Below are 23,677 nucleotides of genomic sequence, written 5' to 3'. Positions count from 1 at the left end.
CGGAGAATGAGAGGGCGGCCGACTCCCGGTCGGGGAGGTGGGAGCCGGCCCGCCGACTGAGGGGAAGGGCGGTACGGGAGGCCCGCGGGGCGGCTCAGCCCCAGCAGTTCTCCAGGCCGTAGGCGGTGTCCTTCGACGTGACCCCGTCCTGCGCCTTGTCGGTGATCAGCGTGACGCCGGTGTCGGTGTAACCCGACGCCTTCTTGCCGTCCTTGGCGTACGTCACGACGGCCTTGACGCCCTCGGCGGCCATCTTCAGCGGGTACTGCTGCGAGGTCGCGGCGATCTTGCCGTCCTTGACGGCCCGGGTGCCCGTGCAGCCGCCGTCGACGGAGACGATCAGCACGTCCTTCTCCCGGCCCTTGGCCTTCAGCGCGGTGTACGCACCCAGCGCGGCCGGTTCGTTGATGGTGTAGACGACGTTGATGTCGGGCGCCTTCTGCAGGCAGTTCTCCATCGCGGTCTGGCCCTTGGCCTGGTCGCCACTGGTGTCCTGGGCGCACACGACGTCCTTGTCGGTGGCGCCGAAGCCCTTCAGGAAGCCGTTGTGCCGCTGGATGCCGACGGAGACGCCCGGGGCGAGGTCGAGGGTGGCTATCTTCGCCGTCTTGCCCTTCATGGCGGCCTTGGCGTACTCGCCGATCAGCTCGCCCGCCTTGAGGTTGTCGGTGGCGAAGAGGGCGTCGACCGCGCTCTCCGGTTCGGTCGGGGTGTCCAGGGCGATGACCAGAACGCCCTTGGCCTTGGCCTTCTCGATCGCGGGCACGATCGCCTTGGAGTCGCTCGGGGTGATCAGGATGCCCTTCACTCCGGCGGCGACCATGTTCTCGATGGCGGTGACCTGCCCGGCGTTGTCGCCGTCGAACTTGCCGGCCGCGGTCATGAGCTTGACGCCCTCGGCCTTTGCGGTCTTCTCCGCGCCCTCCTTCATCTTGACGAAGAACGGGTTGGTGTCGGTCTTGGTGATCAGGCCGACCTTGACCTCACCCGAACCGGCACTGGACGAACCCGATCCGGAACCGGAGCCGGACCCGCAGGCCGTCAGGGTCAGGGCCGCGATGCCCGTGACAGCGGCGGCTCTGAAGAGGGAGGAGGGCAGGCGAGTGGTGCGAGACATGATCGACTCCTGTGGGATAGCGAGCGGCACGGGGGTCGGGATTCAGAGCATGCCGCCCGAGATGTCATCGTTGACCTATGTCATCGTTGACTCTGCATGGCGAGGATGATGGACTCCGGATCCCGGCAACGTCAATGCCTTCCACTCGTCACAAATCGGCAACGTCTGTACCCGGCGTCCCCGCGCAGGATCAGCGGATGCGTCGAGACGCGGCCTTTGCCCCACTTTTCGAGAGAGAGCAGCCCATGAGCCCGCGTCAGATCACCGTTCTGGGAGAGTGTGTCGCCGACGCCTTCACCGAACCGGCCAGCGCCTCGAACGAACTCGCCCTGCGGGTGCTGCCGGGCGGCGGACCTGCGAATACCGCGGTGGCCCTGGCCCGCCTCGGCACCCCGGCCCGCTTCCTTACGCGCCTGTCCGGCGACGTGTTCGGGCGCCTGTTCCGAGCCCACCTGGAAGAGTCCGGCGTAGACCTGTCGTACGCCGTCGCTGCCGTCGAGCCCAGCACGCTGGCCGTGGCGGAACTGGATGCCGCGGGGCAGGCGGCGTTCTCGTTCCATGCGCAGAACACGGCCGACTGGCAGTGGACCCCCGGCGAACTGGCGAGGGTGGAGCTCTCCGAAGCCGCCTGTGTGCACACCGGGTCACTGGCGCTGGTCCGTGAGCCCGGCGCGGCGGTGGTGGAGGAATTCCTGGCGGCATCCTCGCCTCAGGCCACCATCAGCATCGATCCCAACGTCCGGCCGCTCCTGGTGGATCCCCAGGTCTACCGCGGCCGGCTGGCGCACTGGTGCGACCTCGCGGACGTGCTGCGGCTGAGCGAGGACGACCTGGATCTCCTGCTGCCCGGGACGCCCCCCGAGCAGGCGTGCGACACCTGGCATGCGGCGGGGGTGCGGCTCGTCGTGATCACCCGCGGCGCCGAGGGCGCTGTGGCCTCACTCGACGGGGAGCGGGTGCAGATGCCCGCGGTGGCGACACCGGTCGTCGACACGGTCGGTGCGGGGGACTCCTTCACCGCCGGACTGCTGCACCACCTCGGCGCCCACGGACTCCTCGGCGGCAGGCTGACGAACCTGCGTCTCGCCGATGTCGAGGCAGCCTGCCTGTTCGCCGTGAAGGTGGCGGCCCTGACCTGCTCGGTTGCCGGCCCCAATCCGCCGTGGCAGAGCCAGTTGGCACAGCTCGCGACGGCCGGCGAGGCCTGACACGCCGGCAGCACGCGCCGGAGCAATCACGCCCCGCGCCATTGACGTGACGGCGGAGTTGCGCTCATCATCAGGCTCTCGATGTCATCGATGACACTGGTCAACGATGACACTCCTGGTCGGCGGCGTGGACGACGCCGCCCGCCAGGGCGTCACTTTCCGGCCGGTCCATCGCCAGGGCCGCAGGCTCCGCCGAGTGGACGGCCACGGCACAGGAGACATCATGAGCTCTGGACGTGTATTCCGGCCTGCCCGCATGCGGTTGATGGCGGCGGTGGCGACCGTCTGCGCCTTGTCCGCCGCCCCGCTCGCCCCGCAGGCCGTCGCTGCCGACACCCCGCCGTACACCGAGACCTACAGGCCCCAGTTCCACTTCACTCCGCAGAAGAACTGGATGAACGACCCCAACGGCCTCGTGTACTACAAGGGCGAGTACCACCTCTTCTACCAGTACAACCCGAACGGCAACTCGTGGGGCGACATGTCCTGGGGGCACGCGGTGAGCCGGGATCTCGTGCACTGGGAGGAGTTGCCGCTCGCCCTGTCGCACGACGACGAGGAGATGGTGTTCTCCGGCAGCGCGGTGGTCGACTGGGACAACACCACCGGGTTCGGCACCAGGAAGAACCCGCCCATGGTGGCGGTCTACACCAGCGCCTACAAGAACGGCGGCAAGCAGGCCCAGTCGCTCGCCTACAGCACCGACCGCGGTCGCACCTGGACCAAGTACCAGGGCAATCCGGTCATCGACATCGGCTCGAAGGACTTCCGCGATCCCAAGGTCCAGTGGTACGAGCCGACCAAGAGCTGGCTGATGACGGTGTCGCTCTCCGCCGAGCACAAGGTGCAGTTCTACTCGTCGAAGAACCTCAAGGACTGGGAGCTGCTCAGCGAGTTCGGGCCCGAGGGCGCGACGGGCGGCGTGTGGGAGTGCCCCGACCTGTTCCCCCTCGCGGTCGACGGCGACGAGAACAACATCAAGTGGGTCCTCGTCGTCAACATCAACCCCGGTGGAATCGCGGGCGGTTCGGCCGCCCAGTACTTCATCGGCGACTTCGACGGCAAGAAGTTCACCGCAGACGACAATGGCACCTACACCCCGCCCACCGGTCAGGTCGTGCAGGACTTCGAGAGCACCGGCTTCGGTACGTGGACGACCACCGGCACCGCGTTCGGCCAGGGACCGGCGGCCGGGGCACTGGCCGGGCAGGGAACGGTCACGGGCTTCGACGGCAAGGGCCTCGCCAACAGCTTCCACGCAGGTGACGGCTCCACCGGCACCCTCACCTCACCGGAATTCACCGTCGACAGCTCCTACCTGAACTTCAAGGTCGGCGGCGGCCGGCATCCGCACGTACCCGGAACCGTCATGGAACAGGGGCCCCCGCCCGCGGGCACGGTCCTCGCCGACTTCGAGGGCGGCACCTACGGCGACTGGACGACGACGGGGGACGCCTTCGGCACCGCACCCGCCACCGGCACCCTGCCCAACCAGCAGGAAGTCTCCGGATTCCTCGGTGACGGCCTGGTCAACAGTTACCTGAACGGCGACTCCACCACGGGCACCCTCACCTCGCCCGAGTTCACCATCGACAAGAAGCACATCAACTTCCTCATCGGCGGCGGCAACCACCCCGCCGGCGCGGACAACCCCACCGCCATCGAACTCCTCGTGGACGGCCAGGTCGTGCGCAGCGTCACCGGAAAGGACGGCGAGGCACTCAACTGGGCCTCCTGGGACGTCAGCGACCTCGCCGGGAAGAAGGCGCAGATAAAGATCGTCGACGACAACACCGGCGGCTGGGGCCACCTCAACGTCGACCACATCATGCTGTCCGACACCCCGGCCCAGCCCGTCTCCCAGGAGACGTCCGTCAACCTGCTCGTCGACGGCAAGGTCGTCCGCAGCGCCACCGGCTCCAACAGCGAGACCCTGGACTGGGCCTCCTTCGACATGCGTCCCTACACCGGCAAGAAGGCGCAGATCCAGATCGTCGACATGAACACCGCCGGCTGGGGCCACATCCTCGCCGACCGGTTCACAGCCGCCGACGCCCCCGCCAAGTTCGGCCTGCAGCGCGCCGACTGGGCCGACTACGGCAAGGACTACTACGCGGCCGTCTCCTGGGAGAACGCACCTGGCGGCAAGCGGTACATGATCGGCTGGATGAACAACTGGGACTACAGCGGCGCCATCCCCACGTCTCCCTGGCGCGGTGCGCAGAGCATCCCCCGGGAGATGGCCCTGCGCACCATCGACGGCCGGATCCGGCTGACCAGCAAGCCGGTCGACAGCGTGAGGTCCCTGCGGCAGGACCCGGCATCCGCGACCGGGGTTACCGTCAAGAGCACGTCCAAGCCCCTGATCGGCCGTGCGGCCGAGGGCAAGGCGCTCGACATCGAGGCGACCTTCTCCCTGGAGGACGCCGAACGGTTCGGCTTGAAGGTGCGCGCGGGTGCCGACGGCGAGGAGACCGTCGTCGGCTACGACACCACCACGCAGGAGCTGTACGTCGACCGCAGCCGCTCCGGCGCCGGGGACTTCAACGCCACCTTCCCCGGTGTCCAGACCGGCCCGCTCAAGGCCCACAACGGCAAGGTGAAGCTGCGGATCCTGGTCGACTGGTCGTCCGTCGAGGTCTTCGGCGGCAATGGCGAGGCAGTGATCACCGACCAGATCTTCCCCGACCCCTCCAGCACCGGCGTCGAGGTCTTCGCCGAGAACGGCTCGGTGAAGCTGGACAAGGCCGTCGTCTGGCACCTCGACTCCGCCCACAAGTGACCCCCGCTACCGACAAGGACACCAGACCGTGAAGAAGACCCTGCTCGCCGAGTTCACCGCCCGCGAGGGTGCGGAGGCCGAAGTCGCCCGCCTGATCGGGGAGTACGCCCTGAAGGTGCGCGAGGAGGAAGGCAACCTGGCCTTCGACGTCTACACCAAGGCGGCGAACCCCCGCGCCTTTTGGATCTTCGAGGTGTACCGGGACGAGGACGCCTTCCAGGCGCATCTGAACGCCCCGTACGGCGGCCCCTTCAACACCGCCCTCGCTCCGCTCATCGAGGAGGACGCCTCCGTGCTGACGTTCCTCGATCCTCTGGCCGGGAATCCGTGACGAGCCGTTGACAAGGATCCCTGCGGGGGCGCACTCTCATCCCGCACTCACTTGCCAAAACGATTGGGCGCGGCATGGGCAGGCGGATCGGGATCAAGGACGTGGCGGCAGCCGCCGGTGTCTCGGCCACGACCGTTTCCCACATCCTCAACGAGGTCGAGGGCAAGCGGATCAACGCCGAGACCCGGCAGCGCGTTCTCGACACAGCCCGCGAGCTCGGCTACGCGCCCAATGGCCTGGCACGCGGGCTGCGTCTGAAGCGGTCGAACACCATCGGCTTCGTCAGCGACCGGATCGCCACCACCCCCCACGCGGGCCGGATCATCCTCGGGGCGCAGGAGGAGGCCGCCAAGCACGACCTTCTGCTGCTCATGCTGAACACCGGCGGAGACCCCGAGCTCGAGCGCAGGGAGATCGAACTGCTGCTCCAGCACCAGGTCGACGGGGTGCTGTACGCGTCCATGTACCACCGGGTCGTGTCAGTGCCGGAGCAGCTGCGCTCGGTCCCCACGGTGCTGCTGGACGCCCGCTCGGACGACTCGTCCCTACCTTGGGTGGTGCCGGACGAGGTGCAGGGCGGCTGCACCGCCGTACGCGAACTGCTCCGCCACGGCCACCGCCGTATCGGATTCCTCAACAACGTCGACGACATCCCGGCCACCCATGGACGGCTCGCGGGATACCGGCAGGCCCTCGCCGAGGCTGGTGTCCCTTACGACCCCCGGCTGGTGGTGAGCGAGACCAGTGACGCCGCCGGCGGATACCGGGCGTCGCTCGGGCTGCTGCGGGGAGCGGAACGACCCACCGCGCTGTTCTGCTTCACCGACCGCATGGCGATGGGCGCGTACCACGCCGCTGCCGAGCTGGGGCTGTCGGTCCCGGCCGACCTGTCGGTCATCGGGTTCGACAACCAGGAACTCATCTGCGAGGGCATGTTCCCCGGGCTGACCACCGTGGCCCTGCCGCACTACGAGATGGGGGCGCGGGCTGTCGCACAACTGCTCGCGTTGACGGACGCAATGGGCCAGGGGACTGGTTCGGCTGTCCAAGAGAAGTTGCCCTGCCCGCTGGTGGCACGGGCATCGGTGACTTCGCCGCCCCGACTCTGACCCCGGGACGGCGAAGCACCACCGATAGGGGCGGCCGTCATCACCGGTCGCCGGCACGGTCTGCCAGGACCGTGCCCAGTGAAATTGGAGGAACCCGTGGAATCGAGAACCAGGCGCCTCGCGGTGTCGAGTCCCCTAAGGATGCGACTGAGCGCTGCATCTGGCGGCTGAGGGCTTGAATCGGCGGCTCCTTGTGCTCCAGCAGTTCTACGTGCTCCCGTCGGCTGATTCTCACTCCTCCTGAGTGATGACATGGATGCGCCCGGCGGTTGACGCCCGAGGGGGCAGTGGTGAATGAGGCTTGAACTCCGTTGCCTGAATTGGGAGTTCAAGTGGATCGGTGGGATCGGATCGGGCGGGTCGCGGCGTATGGGGCAGCGCTGGCGCTGACGCCCTACTTGCTGATCAAGGTGTCGTGGGTGGTCGGTTCGCTCCTGGGGCTGCTGCCGGTCGGGACCGGGTTCGGCAAGGTGGAGTGGGTGGTGCTCAACAGCGCAACGATCGGTATGGCAGGGATCGGAATCGCGGTGGCGCTCGCGCTGGTGCGTCCGTGGGGGATGCGTATACCGGGAGCGCCGTTGGCTCTCTGCGCTTGGGTTGGGACGGGATTCCTCGTCCCGGTGTTGCCGTACGCCGTTCTCAGTTCGCTGCCGGGCTCGGCGGATGGCAATCCGAAGAGCCGGAGTGACGCCGGCCCGTCGATGCCGGTCTGGGAGGCCGCGCTGGTTCAGATCGGCTTTGTAGGCATGGGACTGGGTCTGGCCATCGCGCTGCCCACGTACTTGCGGCGGCGCTGGCCGGACGCGTTCGCGGGCCGGCTCGGGGACAGTGGGGAGGGCTCGCCAACGGCACTGCCATGGATGGCCGTGGTCGGCGCCGCAGTCGGTCTCGTCTGGCTGTACTGGGCGGTGGGCGGCACCGCAGGTGTCGCCCACCGCGGCGAGCGGGACCTCGCTTGGCATGTGCTCTCCGGAGTCTTCGGGCTTTGGGCGTTCGTGGCGTCCGCCGCCACCTGGGCTGCCGTCCGAGGCCGGCCCGCACGAGTCCCTCGGTGGGGCCCGATGGTGCTCGGCTGGCTCGGCTCGGGCTCGTTGTTCGCCTGGAGCGGCTGGAAGCTTCCGTTCACCCTGTACCTGGCAGTCGCGCAACCGGCCGATGCGGCCCTGCCGGAAAACCTCGCGCTCGCGGCAGTCCTGCACCTCGCAGCGGTGGGGGCGGGCGCCGCGATGCTGCGAGCGCTCGTTCGTACGCGGCTGGTGTCATCGAACTCGTAGCCGCCCCTCTCCCGAGTGCGTCACTCGACGGGCCGAGCGCTTCAACGGCACCAGGGGTGCTCGCGGAGACGAGAACGAGGGAGCGTCCATCAGTGGGTCCGGGTTGTAGTGCGTGGCCTCGGCCTGTTCGGGGTTGGAGCAGCGGATGCGCAGCGCGTGCAGGCCGGCCCGGTCGGCGTCGACCCTGAACCTCGCGGTGTTTGCATTGCCCGGGGCAAGCCCGGCTCGTCCGCCGCAGCGCACCAGGCGACCCGGTGCGCCCGGGCCGTTGGCAAGCGCCACCGGCGGCGGCACCGCGTTACGGGATGGCCCTCGGGCCGGTGAGCGTTGCCCGACCCCGTGCTCCATCGCCGTATGAGCGCTGACGTGGTCGCGTGACCGGGCGGGCTCGGCCTTCCGCCGAGCCCGCCACGCCGGCTCCCTACCGGAGCCGGACCCCGTGTCACGCCGTCAGCGCCGCAGTGTCAGCAGACCCGGACGGTAGGGCAGGAGGCCGTAGTCGCCGCCGGAGTTGGGACTGCGCCCCTGGTAGAGCAACTGCAGATTGCAGGGATCGACGGTCATGGTCTGATCGGGGCTGGTGCGGATCAGTTCGCCATGGCTGATGTCGTTGGTCCAGGTGGCGCCGCTGTTGGCCTTGCCGGCGAAGGGATTGCTCTCGGTCGCGGCCTGGGGTGTCCACGAGCCGTTCAGACTGGTGGCCGTGAACGAGCGGAAGTAGCGGCCCTGCGAGCCGATCGCCTCGACGATCATGAGGTAGCGGTTCTGGCCCTGGAGCTTGTACACCTGCGGGGCTTCGAACAGGTTGTTCGTCGTATCGCTCATGATCGTCGTGTACGACGAGCCGAAGCTGCCCGGGAAGTTCCCGATCGGCATGCTGGCCCGGTAGATCTTACCGTTGTCACCGGCGAAGAACAGGTACATGTTCTGGTCGTCGGCGATGAGCGTCTGGTCGATGGGTCCGGTCCCGGAGCCGGAGATGCTTCCGGAGAAGAGCACCTGCTCGGATGACCAGCCATTCGGGTTGGTGGGGTCGCTCGACGTCCGGTAGGAGAAGGCAGTACGACCCCACTGGTAGGCCAGCACCCAGATGTTCTTCGGCGCGAAGTAGAAGAGCGTGGGTGCGACGGTGGATGTTGACATCGCGTTCTGGCTGGCCGAGGCCATCTCCGACCAGTTGGTGAACAGGCCGAAGTTCATCGAACCCCACCTCGTCCCAGTGTCGTGCGTCGTCGCATAGACGAGTTGCCTGCCCTGGTAGGGGACGACGGTGAAGTCCTTGAGCGAGACCCACCCCGGCTTGGGCTGCGCGAGCGCGCCCGTCGATGTCCAGCGGTATGTCGACGGAAGATCGCACGGGCCGGGGTTGCCGCCGCCGACCTTGACGAGCTGCCACTGCTGGTTGGTGCCGCCCCAGTCGTCGTACTGGACGATGTTCCCGTTGTCGGCGGTGGAGGCGCCTTGTACTTCGAGAGCCTTGTTGCTGTGGCGCGAGATGAACCTCACGTAGCCATCCGAGCTGTCGGCCAGCCGCCACTGCTGGTTGGTGCCGTTCAGGTCGGCCCACTGGACGATCGAGCCGCCGTTCGCGGTGGACCAGTTGTGGACGTCCAGCACCTTGCCCGAGTGGCGGGACTTGATGCGGTAGTAGCCGCCCCCGGCATCGACGAACTGCCACTGCTGCTGGCTCTGATCGTTCCTGGTCCACTGGGTGATGCGGGCGCCGTCGTTGGTCGCCATGTTGTAGACGTCCAGGGCCTTGCCGCTGTTGCGGTTGACCAGCACATACGAGGCGTTGGGGTCTACGGTCGCCGCCGCGCCGGCGGGCTGGGCGCCGAGGAAGGCAGCCACGAGCAGCAGGGGCGCGAGGACGGCGAGTAAGCGTCTTGGACGGACCGGGGACGGGTGGCGAAACCACATCAGAGGGCCTCCTTTGGAGGGCCGGGGGGCGAGGGACAAGCTCGAAACATTTCGAAGAATTCCCGCAAGCTTTGACGCCACAAGCTAGGAATGTGGGGCCCTCTGGTCAAGGCCTGTCGCCGATCTGTCCACAAACAGCGCCTCCCGTTTGGGCTTGACTTGAGAGAAGTCGAGCAAGCGGCGTCCGCACACTCGTCCCGGCCCCTGCTCCGCCCCGGCCCTACGGCATCCGCCGACGGCGGCGCCGGGGTCGCCGTCCGGCTCGCCGAGATCCCGAATGTTTCGGGCAAAGAATCGAAACTTCTTCTGCGGGGAGTATTGACGATCCATCGTCAAAACCTCAATCATCCCTGTCTGAGAACCGGTCGTAGTTCGAGATGTCGAACCACGTCGGTCCTGAGCAATCTGTGCTGCACGGCAGATCCACGCACAGCTGCACGACAGATCCGCGCACCAAAGCACCTGCGCCACCCCGTCACGTTCCGGTGAGGTTCGCACCAGCGCATCCTGGCTCTTCGCGCAGTTGGAGAGGTACGCGACGCCGCGTGGCGGTCCCCCCCGGCTGAGCCGCGATGGAGTGCCCCCATGCCTGTGTCGAAACACCGCCGCCGCACGCCGTACGCCACCCGACGGACGACCGGGTGCCGTCCGTGCCGGTTGAGATCGTCCCGGTCTCATGACGGCGGTGTCCGGTAATTCCGTGCTGCCCGGGTTCAGGCCCGCCCCGTCCGTCTGCCGAGTGGGAGCGGACGACGCATTCCCTGCGCTTCAGTCCTTCCGTGATTCCTACCTTGGAGGCACAGTCATGGGCTCGTATGCCCTTCCCAGACCGGTTGTCCGCCGGAAGATCCGCGGCCTGCTGTTGGCGCTGGTCGTCGGCGTCCTCGGTGCGGTCACCGCACTGGTCGCGCCGCCGACCGCACACGCCGCCGAGAACACGCTCGGCGCCGCGGCGGCGCAGAGCGGCCGCTACTTCGGCACCGCCATCGCCTCGGGCAGGCTGGGCGACTCGGCGTACACGTCGATCGCGGGCCGTGAGTTCAACTCGGTGACGGCCGAGAACGAGATGAAGATCGACGCCACCGAACCGCAGCGGGGCCAGTTCAGCTTCACCGCCGCTGACCGCGTCTACAACTGGGCGGTGCAGAACGGCAAGCAGGTGCGCGGCCACACCCTGGCCTGGCACTCCCAGCAGCCCGGCTGGATGCAGAGCCTCAGCGGCAGCAGCCTGCGCCAGGCGATGATCGGCCACATCAACGGCGTGATGGCCCACTACAAGGGCAAGATCGCCCAGTGGGACGTCGTGAACGAGGCCTTCGCCGACGGCAGTTCGGGAGCCCGGCGCGATTCCAACCTGCAACGCACCGGCAACGACTGGATCGAGGTCGCCTTCCGCACCGCGCGCGCCGCCGACCCGGCCGCCAAGCTCTGCTACAACGACTACAACGTCGAGAACTGGACCTGGGCCAAAACCCAGGCCATGTACGCCATGGTCCGGGACTTCAAGCAGCGCGGCGTGCCGATCGACTGCGTCGGCTTCCAGTCGCACTTCAACAGCGGCAGCCCCTACCACAGCAACTTCCGCACCACCCTGCAGAACTTCGCCGCACTCGGCGTCGACGTGGCCATCACCGAACTCGACATCCAGGGCGCCCCGGCCACGACCTACGCCAACGTGACCAACGACTGCCTGGCCGTCCCGCGCTGCCTCGGCATCACCGTCTGGGGTGTGCGCGACAGCGACTCCTGGCGACCGGAGCACACGCCGCTGCTGTTCAACCGCGACGGCAGCAAGAAGCCCGCCTACACCGCCGTCCTCAACGCACTCAACGGCGGCTCTTCCACGCCCCCGTCGGATTCCGGACCGATCAAGGGCGTCGGTTCGGGCCGCTGCCTGGACGTGCCCGGCACCAGTACCACCGACGGCACCCAGCTCAACCTGTGGGACTGCAACAACGGCACCAACCAGCAGTGGACGCACACCGCCGCCGGCGAGCTCAGGGTCTACGGCAACAAGTGCCTGGACGCCGCCGGCACCGGCAACGGCACCAAAGTCCAGATCTACAGCTGCTGGGGCGGCGACAACCAGAAATGGCGCCTCAACTCCGACGGATCCATCGTCGGCGTCCAGTCCGGCCTCTGCCTCGACGCCGTCGCAGGCGGAACCGCCAACGGCACCCTGATCCAGCTCTACTCCTGCTCTAACGGCAGCAACCAACGCTGGACCCGCACCTGATGGGACCCGCCACAGACGAAAGGGTGAGTCGATGAAGACCTCCGGTGCGGCTTCCCCCGCCCCTCCACGCAGACATCGCTGGTGGTCCCGGGTCGCCGCCGTGGTGGCGGCGACCCTCGCGATCGGCATGCTCACCGCGGTGAATCCGGCGCTCGCCGCGGCAGCGACGGTGGACACCAATGCCTGGTACGTCCTGGTCAATCGCAACAGCGGCAAGGCGCTGGACGTCTCCGGCACGTCCACCGCCGACGGCGCGCGGGTCGGCCAGTGGACGCGCAACGACGCAGCCAACCAGCAGTGGCAGTTCGTGGACTCCGGCGGCGGCTTCTACCGCCTCAAGGCCCGGCACTCGGGCAAGGTTCTCGACGTGGCCGGCGCCTCGACCGCAGACGGTGCCGCGATCCAGCAGTGGGCCGACCACAACGGGGCCAACCAGCAGTTCCGCCTGGCCGACTCCGACGCGGGCCACGTCCGGCTGATCAACCGCACCAGCGGCAAGGCGGTGGAGGTGCAGGGCGCCTCCACCGCCGATGGCGGCAACGTCGTCCAGTACTCCGACTGGGGCGGCGCCAACCAGCAATGGCAGATGGTCAAGCTGTCGTCCGGTGGCGGCGGCGGATGCGGCAGCGCCCCGACTCTGGCGAGCGGTACGCACACGATTCAGAGCGGCGGCAAGAGCCGCAGCTTCATCCTCAGGGTTCCCGCCAACTACGACAGCAGCCACCGCTACCGGCTGATCTTCGCGTTCCACTGGCGGGGCGGAACCGCCGGCGACGTCGCCTCGGGCGGCACGAGCGGGAACGCCTGGTCCTACTACGGCCAACAGGAACAGTCGAACAACAGCGCGATCCTCGTCGCCCCCCAGGGCCTCGGCAACGGCTGGGCCAATTCGGGCGGTGAGGACGTCACCTTCGTCGACGACATGATCCGGCGCATCGAGGGCGGCCTCTGTGTCAACCCGACACAGCGTTTCGCCACGGGATTCAGCTGGGGCGGCGGTATGAGCTACGCACTCGCATGCAGCCGGGCGAACGCCTTCCGGGCCGTCGCGGTCATCTCCGGCGCCCAGATCAGCGGGTGCAGCGGCGGCAACCAGCCCATCGCCTACTTCGGAATCCACGGCATCGGCGACTCCGTCCTCAACATCGGGCAAGGACGGTCCCTGCGCGACAAGTTCGTCAGCAACAACGGCTGCACCCCCCAGAGCCCGCGCGAGCCCGCGCCGGGCAGCCGAACGCACATCACCACCACCTACTCGGGCTGCCGTGCCGGATACCCGGTCCAATGGGCCGCGTTCGACGGAGGCCACATACCCGGTCCGGTCGACGGCTCCTCCGGCGAAAGCGGCGTCACCACCTGGACCAAGGCAGAGATCTGGAGGTTCTTCGCACAGTTCCAGTGACACGCTCGCACCACTGAGTGGAGCCAGGATGATCCTGGCTCCACTCCGTCGACGTCCATCCCGGATTGAAGGACGGAGAGGCCTTCTCAGGAGAGCTCCCACGCCTTCGGACTGGGCGCGGCTGGCGAACAGGCCGTGGGAGAAGTGGCGTTCGAGGAACACGCCCTCACGGAGGGAGCTCTCGCCCGCCCGGTTCACGGCCTCGCAGGCCGCCACGGCCGCGGGTTTGCTGAACGAGGGCGACGGTGGCGGTGATCTCGGTGTCCTCCTCCGGCTTCACGCTCTAGAAGAAGCCCAGCTTCTTCGGCGAGTACGACACCAGCAGGTTCTTCGTCTACTTGCGGTACACGACCCAACCCCACGCTGACCTGCGAAAATGATGGAAATCGACAGAGGGGAAGCGAAGTTGGTCCGCTCCTGGTCCGCACCACGGTGCCGGGTGCCGGGCTGGGCGTCGATGCTGGGAGTGCCCGTGTGGCACACGTGACGCAGGTTGTTCGAAGCGTCTTCTGGCGTCCACAAGGCCCAGGGCAGGGCCGTTTTCACAGGTGGAGGCCTTGTGATCCAGGCGCGTCGAGACAGTCCGCACAGGCCGGTCCCGCTGTCGTCCCTTGGCTGAGCGGCGCGACCACGACAGGCCCGTGCCGCGTGCCCCATGCTAACGTTACGCGTTTGCAGCGTCGCTGTGTCGGTCTCCGTTCGGTGTCCTGGCTGGTGGCCGCGTCCCTGCCGCGCCTTCCTCGGTACGGTCCCTTCGGAGGAAGGCTCTCTGTGAGCGAATCAGCACGTGCCGATGCCCAGCAGCAGGACGATGTGTCCGAGGCGTCGGGCGCCACTTCGGCGGTGCCCACGGCTGCCTCCTTCGCGCAGCTGGGGTTGCCGGCCGAGGTTCTGCGGGCGCTCGATGAGCACGGTGTGACTGTGCCCTTCCCCATCCAGGCGGCGGCGCTGCCGAACGCGCTCGCGGGACGGGACGTCCTGGGCCGGGGCCGCACAGGATCCGGCAAGACGCTCGCCTTCGGCCTGGGGATGCTCGTCCGGACGGCCGGGCAGCGCGCGCAGCCGAAAGAGCCGCTGGCGCTCGTTCTGGTGCCTACCAGGGAGCTGGCGCAGCAGGTCGGTGAGGCGCTCACCCCATACGCCGAGGCGCTACGGCTACGGCTCGCGACCGTGGTGGGCGGAGTGTCCATCGGACGGCAGGCCGCCGTGCTGCGGGATGGCGCCGAGATCGTCGTCGCCACGCCCGGTCGGCTGCGCGACCTCATCGAGCGCAAGGGCTGCCGACTGGGACGGGTGCGCATCGCGGTCTTGGACGAGGCCGACCAGATGTGTGACATGGGGTTCCTTCCGCAGGTCACCGAGATCCTGGACCAGGTGCGTCCCGGCGGGCAGCGGATGCTGTTCTCCGCCACCCTCGACCGCGACGTCGACCAGCTGGTGCAGCGCTACCTGCGCGACCCCGCCGTCCACTCCGTGGACCCCTCGTCCAACGCGGTCTCCGCGATCGAGCACCACGTCTTCGTCGTACACGGCCCGGACCGGTACGCCGTGACCACGGAGATCGCCGCTCGGGACGGCCGCGTCCTGCTGTTCCTGGACACCAAGCACGGCGTCGACCTGCTCACGCGGCATCTGCGGGCCAGCGGCGTGGCCGCCGCCGCCCTGCACAGCGGGAAGTCCCAGCCGCAGCGCACCCGGACCCTGGCCCAGTTCAAGAACCGGCAGGTCACCGCGCTGGTAGCGACGAACGTTGCCGCACGCGGCCTGCACGTCGACGACCTCGACCTCGTGGTCAACGTCGACCCAGCCACCGATCCGAAGGACTATCTGCACCGCGCGGGCCGCACGGCCCGGGCCGGCCGCTCCGGCACCGTCGTGACACTCGTCCTGTCGGGACAGCGCCGCGAGACGAGCCAGGTCATGGCGGACGCCGACGTCGCCCCCAAGGTCTCCAAAGTGCGGTCCGGCGAGGCGGAGCTAAGCCGGATCACCGGAGCCAAGGCCCCGTCCGGAAAGCTTCTCGACGGCGGGTCGGCCGTACCGCGCCCCAAGAACCACAACGCCCCGTTCCGCGGCCTGGGCAGCACCAAGGACGCGAAGGGCGGCTCCGGCGGCAGGCCGTCCCGCAAGAGCAGCGAGGCCCGCAAGCTCGCGGAGGCCCGCAAGGCGGCCCGGGTGCGGCGCAGCGGCTGAGACCGACTTCCCGAACTGCCGGGCGGTGTCTTCGTCTACGCTGCTGGACGGGATACGCGGGACCGGAGATCGGCCGGGGTGCACACCGGACGGCGACTGTCGCTGACGGCGCCGCGTGGAGTCCGACCACTTTGGCGCAGCACGGGATGGGCGAGGGAGGCCCAATCCCCCTGCAGGTGCCGCCAGGTCACGAGGGCGACCTCCAGCCTGCCCAGCCGAGGTCACCGAGGGACAGGCGATGGAGACGCTGCGCCACTTCGGTCCGGGCGAGGACGGCGCGCGGGCCTACTGCGAGGGGTTCCCGGACATGTCCGACGAGGACCTGTTCGAACTCGTGCAGGCCGACTGGCCGTTCCGCATGCCCGTGCTGAAGCTCGCCGAGGCTCAGGCGGCCGGAGGCGGCAAGGCGTACCTGTACGAACTGGCCTGGCAGTCGCCGGGGAGGGGCGGGCTGCTGCGCGCCTGCCATGTCCTGGACGGCCCGCTGTTTTCGGCACCTACGATGCACACCTCGGCCCGGTGGCGATCGGCCCCGATCAAACCGCCGAGGCCCGCGTCCTGACGTCCCAGATCCGCACGGCCTGGACGTCCTTCGTCACCACCGGCGACCCGGGCCGGCCCGCCTACGACCCTGAGTGGCGCCTGACGCGGATCTTTGACTCCGAGCCGTCAGTCACGTCGTGCCCGGAGGAGCCCTCGCGCCGGCTGTGGCAGAACCACCCCTTCGAGTCGATGCCCCGGCGGCTGCCAACGAGCCGCCCGACAGTCGGTGCTGAAGGCGAGTCACCGGGTGCGGACGAGCCGTTCTCCTAGACATCGATGCGGAGTCAGGAGCGCGCGCTCCGAAGGGAGATGCGGCGGCACTTCCACACGCCGTCAAATGCCGGGATGGCAGATACGGGTCTGCCGCCCCGGGGTGCGAAGCCGGCGCGTCGACAATGCGGCGTCTGCATGAGAAGGACTGCCAGCGGGTGAGGTGTGCCCGCACCGACGGCCGGATCTCGTCATTACGACGGCATTCGGCCAACACCCCACCCTTTTTCCGGCTTCCGGACAACCGAGCACCCGGTTCGCTCCTCTCGCAGCGCGGGCGAAGCAAACGCCTCACACGTGACGGCCCCGGCCCGGACCTCGCGGACGCGCCGTGCCGCCTGCTTCCTTCTCACAGCACCGGAGGACGAGGGAACCATGACCAGAAGACGCACCGCCAGGCTGCGGCGTACGCTGCTCGCCGGCATCACGGCCATCGCCGTGACGGCCGTCACGGCGGGCATCGTGGCCGCAGCGCAGGAGCCTGCGAAGGCTGCGACGGGCCCCGAGCTGAGCCTCGTCGCGGCGACCACTTCGGTGACGCTCACCACTTGGAAGGAGGAGCCGGGTGTGTACCTGGACCTCGGCACCTACCTCATCGCCGAGGGGACGCCGCTTGAGCTCAAGGTGACCCGGAAGTCCTACAAGGACCCGGTGACTGTCACCCAGACCGTGTACGAGGGCGGCAAGACCAAGGCGAAGAAGCTGCCCACGGGCACTGTGAAGGACTTCTCCGGGCTGCCCGGCTTCTCAGAGATCACCCTCACCGACAAGGCCGGCAAGAAGGTCCTCACCCGCAGCGAGAGTTTCTGCCCGAACAACGCCAGCGGCCGAGTGCGGCCCGACGCACCCTCCACCTCCAAGTATCCGGAGAGCTGCTCCACCAACCCCTTCACGCTCGGCTCCGTGTGGGGCGTCGAGAAGGGCTGGGCGGCCAACACCTACGCGGGCTCCTACACCGAGCCGGTCCAGCTGTCGGCCGGTACGTACACGGCCAAGGTCGGTGTTGCCAAGAAGTACCGCGACCTGTTCGGCATCGCCGACGAAGCGGCCACGGTCAAGGTGACCGTGGTGGAACGAAGCGACGAGGACGAAGAGAGCACCACCGAGGCGGTGCCCCGCTCCGCGAAGGCCGGCGAGCACGCCGGGCACGGTGCCGGTCACCAGGCGCCGACCGCGCACGCCGGTCACGGGCCCGGGCATGCCCCGGCGCCCGCTGAGGCTGCCGCGCCGGTGACGAGCGGTGCGGGTCCTTCGTACAACGTGGGCCACGGTCCGCTGAAGGCCGCGCCGCCGGCCCTGCCGTGGGCGTTGAAGAAGAAGCAGACGTCCGCGCTGTCTCCGCAGGCCGGGGACATCGGCGGCCAGACCGACGGCTCGCGTCAGGCGCCCGCCCTCAAACCGCTGTCGAAGCGGCCCGCCGGTAGGCCCTCCGTCCCGGACGTCCCCAAGCCGGACCTGCGCTCGCTGCCGGCCTATGGCATCACCATCGGCGACGGCGGCAAGGACATCCCGGGCAAGGACTACCTGGCGTTCAGCGCCAACGTCTGGAACGCCGGTCCGGCGCAGCTCGTGGTGGACGGGTTCCGCTCGCCCGGCAAGGCCAATATGGACGCCTTCCAGTACTTCTACGACGCCAAGGGCAAGCAGGTCGGCTACACCCCGACCGGCACCATGGAGTGGGACCCGCGCCCGGGGCACGTGCACTGGCACTTCACCGACTTCGCCAGTTACCGGCTGCTGAAGGCCGACAAGAAGGAGGCCGTGCGCAGCGGCAAGGAAGCGTTCTGCCTGGCCAACACCGACGCCATCGACTACACGGTGAAGAACGCCAACTGGCACCCGTACAACACCGACCTGGCCACCGCCTGCGGTGAGGAGAACTCGATTTCCGTCCGCGAGGTGCTGGACGTCGGCTCCGGTGACACTTACACCCAGGACCTGCCGGGCCAGTCCTTCGACATCACCGGCGTGCCCAACGGCACCTACTACATCCAGGTGCTGGCCAACCCGGAGAAGCGGCTGAAGGAAACCAACCTCGACAACAACAGTGCCCTGCGGAAGATCGTGCTCGGCGGCAAGCCGGGTAAGCGGACGGTCACCGTGCCGGCGCACGACCTGGTGAACGCCAACTGACCCCGCCGTGCGGCTGGGGGGAGTGTCCCCGCCCGAGAACAGGGCGGGGACACGGCCATCAGCGGCATTCTCTGAGCGGGAGTTCATCGCTCACGTGCAGCAGTCAACGGTCGTAGCGGTCGGCGAGATCGACACCGCGAACGGTGACGATGCGGTCGCTGCGCGGTGATCGGCTGCCGACCGGGGCGGCGCGCCAGTCGTCCGGGCTCCCGCCCGCAGCGCTCCCCGCAGGCCGTGCGGAACTCCTCGTCCCTGGTGGGCATCCCGCGTTGCCTGGGGCGCCACAGGGCCGCCTCGTTTGTGATGAGTAGGGCCAGCCCGTTCTGGTCCTCGCGGTCGCAGAAGCGTTCCAGCCTTGCTACGTCCCGTAGGAAGTCCCTACGTGCGACGTCCGGCGCGTTGTGTCCGCGCAAGGCGTACTCCTCGGGAGGCGTCCCTGCTGTACTCGACCATTGTCGGGTCACGTACTTGAACTCGATTGCCGTACGGCCCGCCGGCCCCAGGCACAGTAGGTCCAGGTACTCCGAGGCGTTGCTTCCGCGCACCGGGACCTCGAGACGGCACCTGACCTTCGGTGCGACCTCGCCTACAGCGAGGGCGAAACTGTGCTGGAGATCGGCCTCGGAGTGGAATACCGGCCGGCGCGCGCGTAGAAACTCCAGGACTTCGTCCAGCGTGGCGCTACCCGCGATCGTCTCCAGGGTGGCGGGCGGGGGCGGGGGTATTGGTATAGGCGTGGCCACGACGCCATTGAAGACTGTCGGCCTGTCCTTGTCAGCTGATAGTCGATCACAGTCGACAGGAAGTCGGCCACATCGCTGGACGCCGAAGCGCTCATGATCCGCCGAACGCATCTTCAGAGGCGGCCGATACCGAGGATGCCGTTGGGCGGCAGCGATCTCCTAAAGAAGGTTCGTACGACGGAACCCGGGCTTGCTCGACTACTGGGTGCAGCGGCGGCGTGCATCGTGACCGACGGTTATCGAGTCGCGCCTCGGGAGCACGTTAGCGGCAGCGCCAACGGTCCGTGGTACGGCCGGGGTAGGGCTCCAGCGGCTCGAACCCGGCCGCTCGCACTTCGGCGGACGCACGCTCGTCGGTTGCCGAGTTGCAGGCACAGAACCGGCAGCCCTTCGAACCGCTGTTGACGTTGGAGTAGGTGGGGCTGGTTTCGCGACCGCATGTGGTGCAGCGGCACCGCCACGGCGTTTGGCTGCCCCGGTAGGGTTCCAGCGGTTCGAGTCCGGCCGTGCGCATGGTTTCTTGGGCCTTCGGCGCGTTCGTGGCGGCGCGTTTCGCCTGGGTTTCCTTTGCCCGGCAGACGCGACAGCGCTGGCCCGCGTTACGGACGGCGTTGAACGTCGGACGCCCCTCGTGCCCGCAGGTCATGCAGCGCGAGGGCCAAGTCGCGTTGGTGTGACCGGGATACGGCACGAGTGGCTCATATCCGCAGGCCCGCATCTCGGCGGCTGCGGCCTCCGCACTGATGAGACCCGCTGCATGGGGTCGGCCGCCGATTCGGGGCGCATAGGGTTCCTCAGCGTTCCGAGTTTCCTCGTCGACGATGGCCCAGACCTCGGCCGCCGTGATGCGGGCTGCGGAGCAGGTCTCGGTCCAGCCGTTCGGCATGACGCTGCTCGTAAGGAAAGGAACGAGTCCGGCCTGACGCAGGCGGCCCAGCACGGCCTGCTCGACGTCGTAGGCGGCTGCGCCGGTGGTGTAATCGCGGGCGTGATGCAGTTGCCAGCCCTGGCGTTCGTGTTGGATGAGGCGAGAGGTGTAGCCGGTGCAGGCACCGATCCCGATCTTGACGGCTTTCCACTCCGGGTGGGTGATCACGTAGACCTTCGACGGTCCTGCCAGGTCGATGCCGTGGGTAGCTCAGAACTTGCATCCGCCACCAGTACGGATCTTCATGAGGGTCGGGGAGACCTCGTTGCCGCAGGTTGTGCAACGGCACCGCCACGCCGTCGTCGAGGTGGCATAGGGTTCCAGCGGCTCCAGCCCGGCTGCGCGCATGGCAGCCACCGCGATGTCCGGGTCGGTCCGTCTGGCCGTTGCCGCCTTCACGTCGGCACAGTGCCGACAGCCGCCCTGGCCCGCCAGAATGCCGCCCAGACTCGGTGACGTCTTACGCCCGCAGCCGTTGCAGCGACACCGCCACGCCTTGTCACGACGCCCCGCGTACGGTTCGAGCGGTTCCAGGCCGGCGGCGCGCATGAGAGCCTCGGCTTCGTTCGCAGGCCAGCGGCGTCGGCCACCTGGGGAGGCAGGGCAGTACGGGCAGGCCCGAAGGCCGCGCCTCAGGTTGCTCAACCTGATCTCGACGTCTCGGCCGCACGCGAGGTGGCGGCAACGCCACAGGCCCCTCGGCCCCGGGTAGGACTCCAGCGGCTCCAGGCCGAAATCCTTCGCCTCGACTGCGGCCTGGTCGCCGTCCGCGCGGGGCAGTTCGCGGCGACGCGACCATGAACGGCTGATGCCCCGCCCGGCGTTCTTGCGCCCGCACGGGCCGCAGCCCCCTTGTCCGCCCTTGACCGACCCATGAGTGGGTGTCCCGATCGTGCCGCAGGTTGTGCAGCGGCACCGCCAGGGGATGTCGGTCCCGGGATAGGGCTCCAACGGTTCCAGACCCGCCGACCTCATTAGCGCGGCGGCCTGGTCGGGATCGACCGGAGCGTTCGGCGCGCACCATCGGCACGGTCCCCCTCCGCGTTTGATGTACGAGTAGCGCGGCTTGACCTCCCGACCGCACGGCACGTGCCGGCAGCGCCAAGGGGGTGTCGCCCCGGGATACGGCTCCAGCGGTTCCAGGCCGGCCGAGCGCATCAACGCCACCGCCTCCTCCGGAGGAATCGGAGCCGTGCCCGAGCAGTACCGGCAGCCGCCCTGCCGGCCCGCGGCAATGTTGCCCAGCCGCGGTGACACTTCTCTCCCGCACGCTTCATGGCGGCAGCGCCAGGGCTTATCACTTCCTGGATAGGGCTCCAGTGGTTCCAGCCCGGCATCCCGCAGAATCAGCACCGGATCGCGTGGATCCTTCCGCGGACGTCCCGTCGCCACCCGGCCTCCTTCTGAAGTGCCCGCTTCCGGGGTGAGGATCGCACGCGGCACTGACAACGGCCTCGTTCAGGTCCGGAGCTTGGGGCGGGCTCCCTCACAGCGGCCTCCTTGCCCGGCCCTGCCGGGCTGTCCTCTTCGTGGTCTTCGGCAGCTCGTGCACGTCGGCAGGGCCGTTCTCACCGCGAGGAGACTTCGCTCGCGATACGGATTCGTTCAGGGCGGCTATGAGGTCGAAGAGCTCTCCCAGTGCTGCCGGCGGTTGGGCGCTGCTTACCGGTATCGACGGATCGCTGCGCTCATGAACGGGCGGCTCGTGGGTTGTGTCCTTCGGAGCTCTTTGGTCCGCGAATGGTCCGGCGGGAACTCCCTTGGATGCCAGACTGTAGCTTTAAGTACCCAATTGATTGCAGTGGGTATCTTCTATGGCGGGTTGCCTGGAGCGGAACGATGGCTCCAAGCAACCCGACTTCAAGCTCTAGAAGAAGTCAAGTTTCTGAGGGCTGTAAGAACAAAGAATGTTCTTCGTCTGTTGGTAGTGGTCCAGCATCATCTTGTGGGTCTCACGGCCTATGCCGGACTTCTTGTAGCCGCCGAACGCCGCGTGTGCCGGGTACGCGTGGTAGCAGTTGGTCCACACCCGGCCCGCCTTGATCTCGCGGCCCAGGCGGTAGGCCGTGTTGCCGTCGCGGGTCCAGACGCCCGCGCCCAGGCCGTACAGCGTGTCGTTGGCGATCTTCAGGGCCTCGTCGACCGAGTCGTATGTCGTCACCGAGACCACCGGGCCGAAGATCTCCTCCTGGAAGATCCGCATGTCGTTGCTGCCGCGGAAGATCGTCGGCTCGATGTAGTAGCCGCCCTCGAGGCCGGGGACAGTACGGGGGTTGCCGCCCGTGACCAGTTCGGCGCCTTCCTTCCTGCCGATGTCGAGGTAGGAGAGGATCTTCTCGTACTGGTCGTTGCTCGCCTGCGCGCCGATCATGGTGGCCGGGTCCAGCGGGTCGCCGCCGACGATGGCCCGGGTGCGCTCGACGCAGCGGGTCATGAAGTCGTCGTAGATCGACGAGGGGATCAGGGCGCGCGACGGGCACGTGCAGACCTCGCCCTGGTTGAGGGCGAACATCACGAAGCCCTCGACCGCCTTGTCCAGGAAGTCGTCGTCGGCGGCCATGACGTCGGGCAGGAAGATGTTCGGGCTCTTGCCGCCCAGTTCGAGCGTGACGGGGATGATGTTCTCGCTCGCGTACTGCATGATCAGGCGGCCGGTCGTCGTCTCGCCGGTGAACGCCACCTTCGCCACGCGCGGGCTGGAGGCCAGGGGCTTGCCCGCCTCCACGCCGAAGCCGTTGACCACGTTGACCACGCCCGGCGGGAGCAGTTCGGCGATCAGCTCCATGACGTAGAGGAGGCTGACCGGGGTCTGCTCGGCCGGTTTGATGACCACGCAGTTGCCGGCGGCCAGCGCGGGGGCCAGCTTCCAGGTGGCCATGAGGATCGGGAAGTTCCACGGGATGATCTGGCCGACCACACCCAGCGGTTCGTGGAAGTGGTACGCGACGGTGTCGGCGTCGATCTCCGCGATGCTGCCCTCCTGCGCGCGGACGACGCCGGCGAAGTACCGGAAGTGGTCCACGGCCAGCGGGATGTCGGCGGCCAGCGTCTCGCGGACCGGCTTGCCGTTCTCCCAGGTCTCGGCGACCGCGATCTTCTCCAGGTTCTCCTCGATGCGGTCCGCGATCCTGTTGAGGACACGCGCGCGTTCCGCGGTGGACGTACGGCCCCACTGGTCGGCCGCCCGGTGCGCGGCGTCCAGGGCCAGGTCGACGTCGGCCGCGGAGGAGCGGGCGACCTCGCAGAAGACCTCGCCGGTCACGGGGGTCGGGTTCTCGAAGTAGCGGCCCTCGACGGGGGCGACCCAGTCGCCGCCGATGAAGTTGTCGTAGCGGCGGGCGAAGGTGACGATGCTGCCGTCAGTTCCGGGCTGCGCGTACACCATGGCGGCTCTCCTCGGTGAGATGACGGGCGGGTTACGGTTCACGCCGTCGTGAGGACCTCACTGTGCTCCCGGGAGGTTGGCGCAAGGTTGGTGCCGTGACCTG

Annotated in this window: 14 protein-coding genes; 10 read left to right on the top strand and 4 right to left on the bottom strand. The window is 68.3% G+C overall.

Annotation, left to right across the window (positions count from 1 at the left end):
* Positions 1-94: 94 nt before the first annotated feature.
* A complete protein-coding gene (locus PV963_RS05800) occupies positions 95-1,117 on the bottom strand; it encodes a sugar ABC transporter substrate-binding protein (RefSeq protein ID WP_274814491.1) in 1,023 nt (340 codons plus the stop codon).
* A 245-nt stretch (positions 1,118-1,362) separates the two neighbouring features.
* Here PV963_RS05800 and PV963_RS05795 point away from each other — a divergent pair, with 245 nt between their 5' ends.
* The 5 genes from PV963_RS05795 to PV963_RS05775 all read left to right on the top strand — a co-directional run bounded on the left by PV963_RS05795 (position 1,363) and on the right by PV963_RS05775 (position 7,821).
* Positions 1,363-2,325 carry a carbohydrate kinase family protein gene (locus PV963_RS05795; protein WP_274814489.1) on the top strand — a complete coding sequence of 321 codons (963 nt, stop codon included), beginning with the start codon at positions 1,363-1,365 and terminating at the stop codon, positions 2,323-2,325.
* A 223-nt stretch (positions 2,326-2,548) separates the two neighbouring features.
* Positions 2,549-5,107 (top strand): GH32 C-terminal domain-containing protein, encoded by a 2,559-nt coding sequence (locus PV963_RS05790; RefSeq protein ID WP_274814488.1) that lies wholly within the window; start codon positions 2,549-2,551, stop codon positions 5,105-5,107.
* A gap of 28 nt (positions 5,108-5,135) precedes the next feature.
* Positions 5,136-5,438 carry a putative quinol monooxygenase gene (locus PV963_RS05785; RefSeq protein ID WP_274814486.1) on the top strand — a complete coding sequence of 101 codons (303 nt, stop codon included), beginning with the start codon at positions 5,136-5,138 and terminating at the stop codon, positions 5,436-5,438.
* Between the two features lie 74 nt (positions 5,439-5,512).
* A complete protein-coding gene (locus PV963_RS05780) occupies positions 5,513-6,547 on the top strand; it encodes a LacI family DNA-binding transcriptional regulator (RefSeq protein WP_274814484.1) in 1,035 nt (344 codons plus the stop codon).
* A 332-nt stretch (positions 6,548-6,879) separates the two neighbouring features.
* Positions 6,880-7,821, top strand: coding sequence for a hypothetical protein (locus tag PV963_RS05775; RefSeq protein WP_274814483.1), 942 nt, complete (start codon positions 6,880-6,882; stop codon positions 7,819-7,821).
* A gap of 450 nt (positions 7,822-8,271) precedes the next feature.
* On the opposite strand, the gene PV963_RS05770 is transcribed toward PV963_RS05775, so the two are convergent.
* Positions 8,272-9,741 (bottom strand): non-reducing end alpha-L-arabinofuranosidase family hydrolase, encoded by a 1,470-nt coding sequence (locus tag PV963_RS05770; RefSeq protein ID WP_274814482.1) that lies wholly within the window; start codon positions 9,739-9,741, stop codon positions 8,272-8,274.
* 805 nt (positions 9,742-10,546) lie between these two features.
* Here PV963_RS05770 and PV963_RS05765 point away from each other — a divergent pair.
* The 5 genes from PV963_RS05765 (at position 10,547) to PV963_RS05745 (ending at position 18,518) form a co-directional block, all read left to right on the top strand.
* Entirely contained in the window at positions 10,547-11,977 is a 1,431-nt protein-coding gene (locus PV963_RS05765; protein WP_274814480.1) for an endo-1,4-beta-xylanase, read from the top strand.
* A gap of 31 nt (positions 11,978-12,008) precedes the next feature.
* A complete protein-coding gene (locus tag PV963_RS05760; RefSeq protein ID WP_425540876.1) occupies positions 12,009-13,379 on the top strand; it encodes an RICIN domain-containing protein in 1,371 nt (456 codons plus the stop codon).
* A gap of 771 nt (positions 13,380-14,150) precedes the next feature.
* The gene (locus PV963_RS05755) at positions 14,151-15,572 is read left to right on the top strand and encodes a DEAD/DEAH box helicase (protein WP_425540875.1); all 1,422 of its coding nucleotides are present in this window, start codon (positions 14,151-14,153) and stop codon (positions 15,570-15,572) included.
* A gap of 238 nt (positions 15,573-15,810) precedes the next feature.
* Entirely contained in the window at positions 15,811-16,134 is a 324-nt protein-coding gene (locus tag PV963_RS05750; RefSeq protein ID WP_274814478.1) for a hypothetical protein, read from the top strand.
* Positions 16,135-16,760: 626 nt separating this feature from the next.
* Positions 16,761-18,518 carry a lysyl oxidase family protein gene (locus tag PV963_RS05745; RefSeq protein ID WP_274814477.1) on the top strand — a complete coding sequence of 586 codons (1,758 nt, stop codon included), beginning with the start codon at positions 16,761-16,763 and terminating at the stop codon, positions 18,516-18,518.
* 1,005 nt (positions 18,519-19,523) lie between these two features.
* Here the strand turns inward: PV963_RS05745 and PV963_RS05740 are convergent.
* Together PV963_RS05740 and adh are read right to left on the bottom strand one after the other, a co-directional pair.
* Entirely contained in the window at positions 19,524-20,357 is an 834-nt protein-coding gene (locus PV963_RS05740) for a hypothetical protein (protein ID WP_274814476.1), read from the bottom strand.
* A 1,699-nt stretch (positions 20,358-22,056) separates the two neighbouring features.
* A complete protein-coding gene (gene adh, locus PV963_RS05735) occupies positions 22,057-23,574 on the bottom strand; it encodes an aldehyde dehydrogenase (RefSeq protein ID WP_274814474.1) in 1,518 nt (505 codons plus the stop codon).
* Positions 23,575-23,677 lie beyond the last annotated feature (103 nt).

Source organism: Streptomyces coeruleorubidus, from assembly GCF_028885415.1.
Taxonomy (GTDB): Bacteria; Actinomycetota; Actinomycetes; order Streptomycetales; family Streptomycetaceae; genus Streptomyces; species Streptomyces coeruleorubidus_A.
This window is presented reverse-complemented; position numbering and strand designations above follow the sequence as displayed.

What these genes read in the sequence shown, in the direction of transcription:
- PV963_RS05800 (WP_274814491.1), bottom strand. Translation starts at nt 1,117, where the DNA reads ATGTCTCGCACCACTCGCCTGCCCTCCTCCCTCTTCAGAGCCGCCGCT.
- PV963_RS05795 (WP_274814489.1), top strand. Translation starts at nt 1,363, where the DNA reads ATGAGCCCGCGTCAGATCACCGTTCTGGGAGAGTGTGTCGCCGACGCC.
- PV963_RS05790 (WP_274814488.1), top strand. Translation starts at nt 2,549, where the DNA reads ATGAGCTCTGGACGTGTATTCCGGCCTGCCCGCATGCGGTTGATGGCG.
- PV963_RS05780 (WP_274814484.1), top strand. Translation starts at nt 5,513, where the DNA reads ATGGGCAGGCGGATCGGGATCAAGGACGTGGCGGCAGCCGCCGGTGTC.
- PV963_RS05770 (WP_274814482.1), bottom strand. Translation starts at nt 9,741, where the DNA reads ATGTGGTTTCGCCACCCGTCCCCGGTCCGTCCAAGACGCTTACTCGCC.
- PV963_RS05765 (WP_274814480.1), top strand. Translation starts at nt 10,547, where the DNA reads ATGGGCTCGTATGCCCTTCCCAGACCGGTTGTCCGCCGGAAGATCCGC.
- PV963_RS05760 (WP_425540876.1), top strand. Translation starts at nt 12,009, where the DNA reads ATGAAGACCTCCGGTGCGGCTTCCCCCGCCCCTCCACGCAGACATCGC.
- PV963_RS05750 (WP_274814478.1), top strand. Translation starts at nt 15,811, where the DNA reads ATGGAGACGCTGCGCCACTTCGGTCCGGGCGAGGACGGCGCGCGGGCC.
- PV963_RS05745 (WP_274814477.1), top strand. Translation starts at nt 16,761, where the DNA reads ATGACCAGAAGACGCACCGCCAGGCTGCGGCGTACGCTGCTCGCCGGC.
- adh (WP_274814474.1), bottom strand. Translation starts at nt 23,574, where the DNA reads ATGGTGTACGCGCAGCCCGGAACTGACGGCAGCATCGTCACCTTCGCC.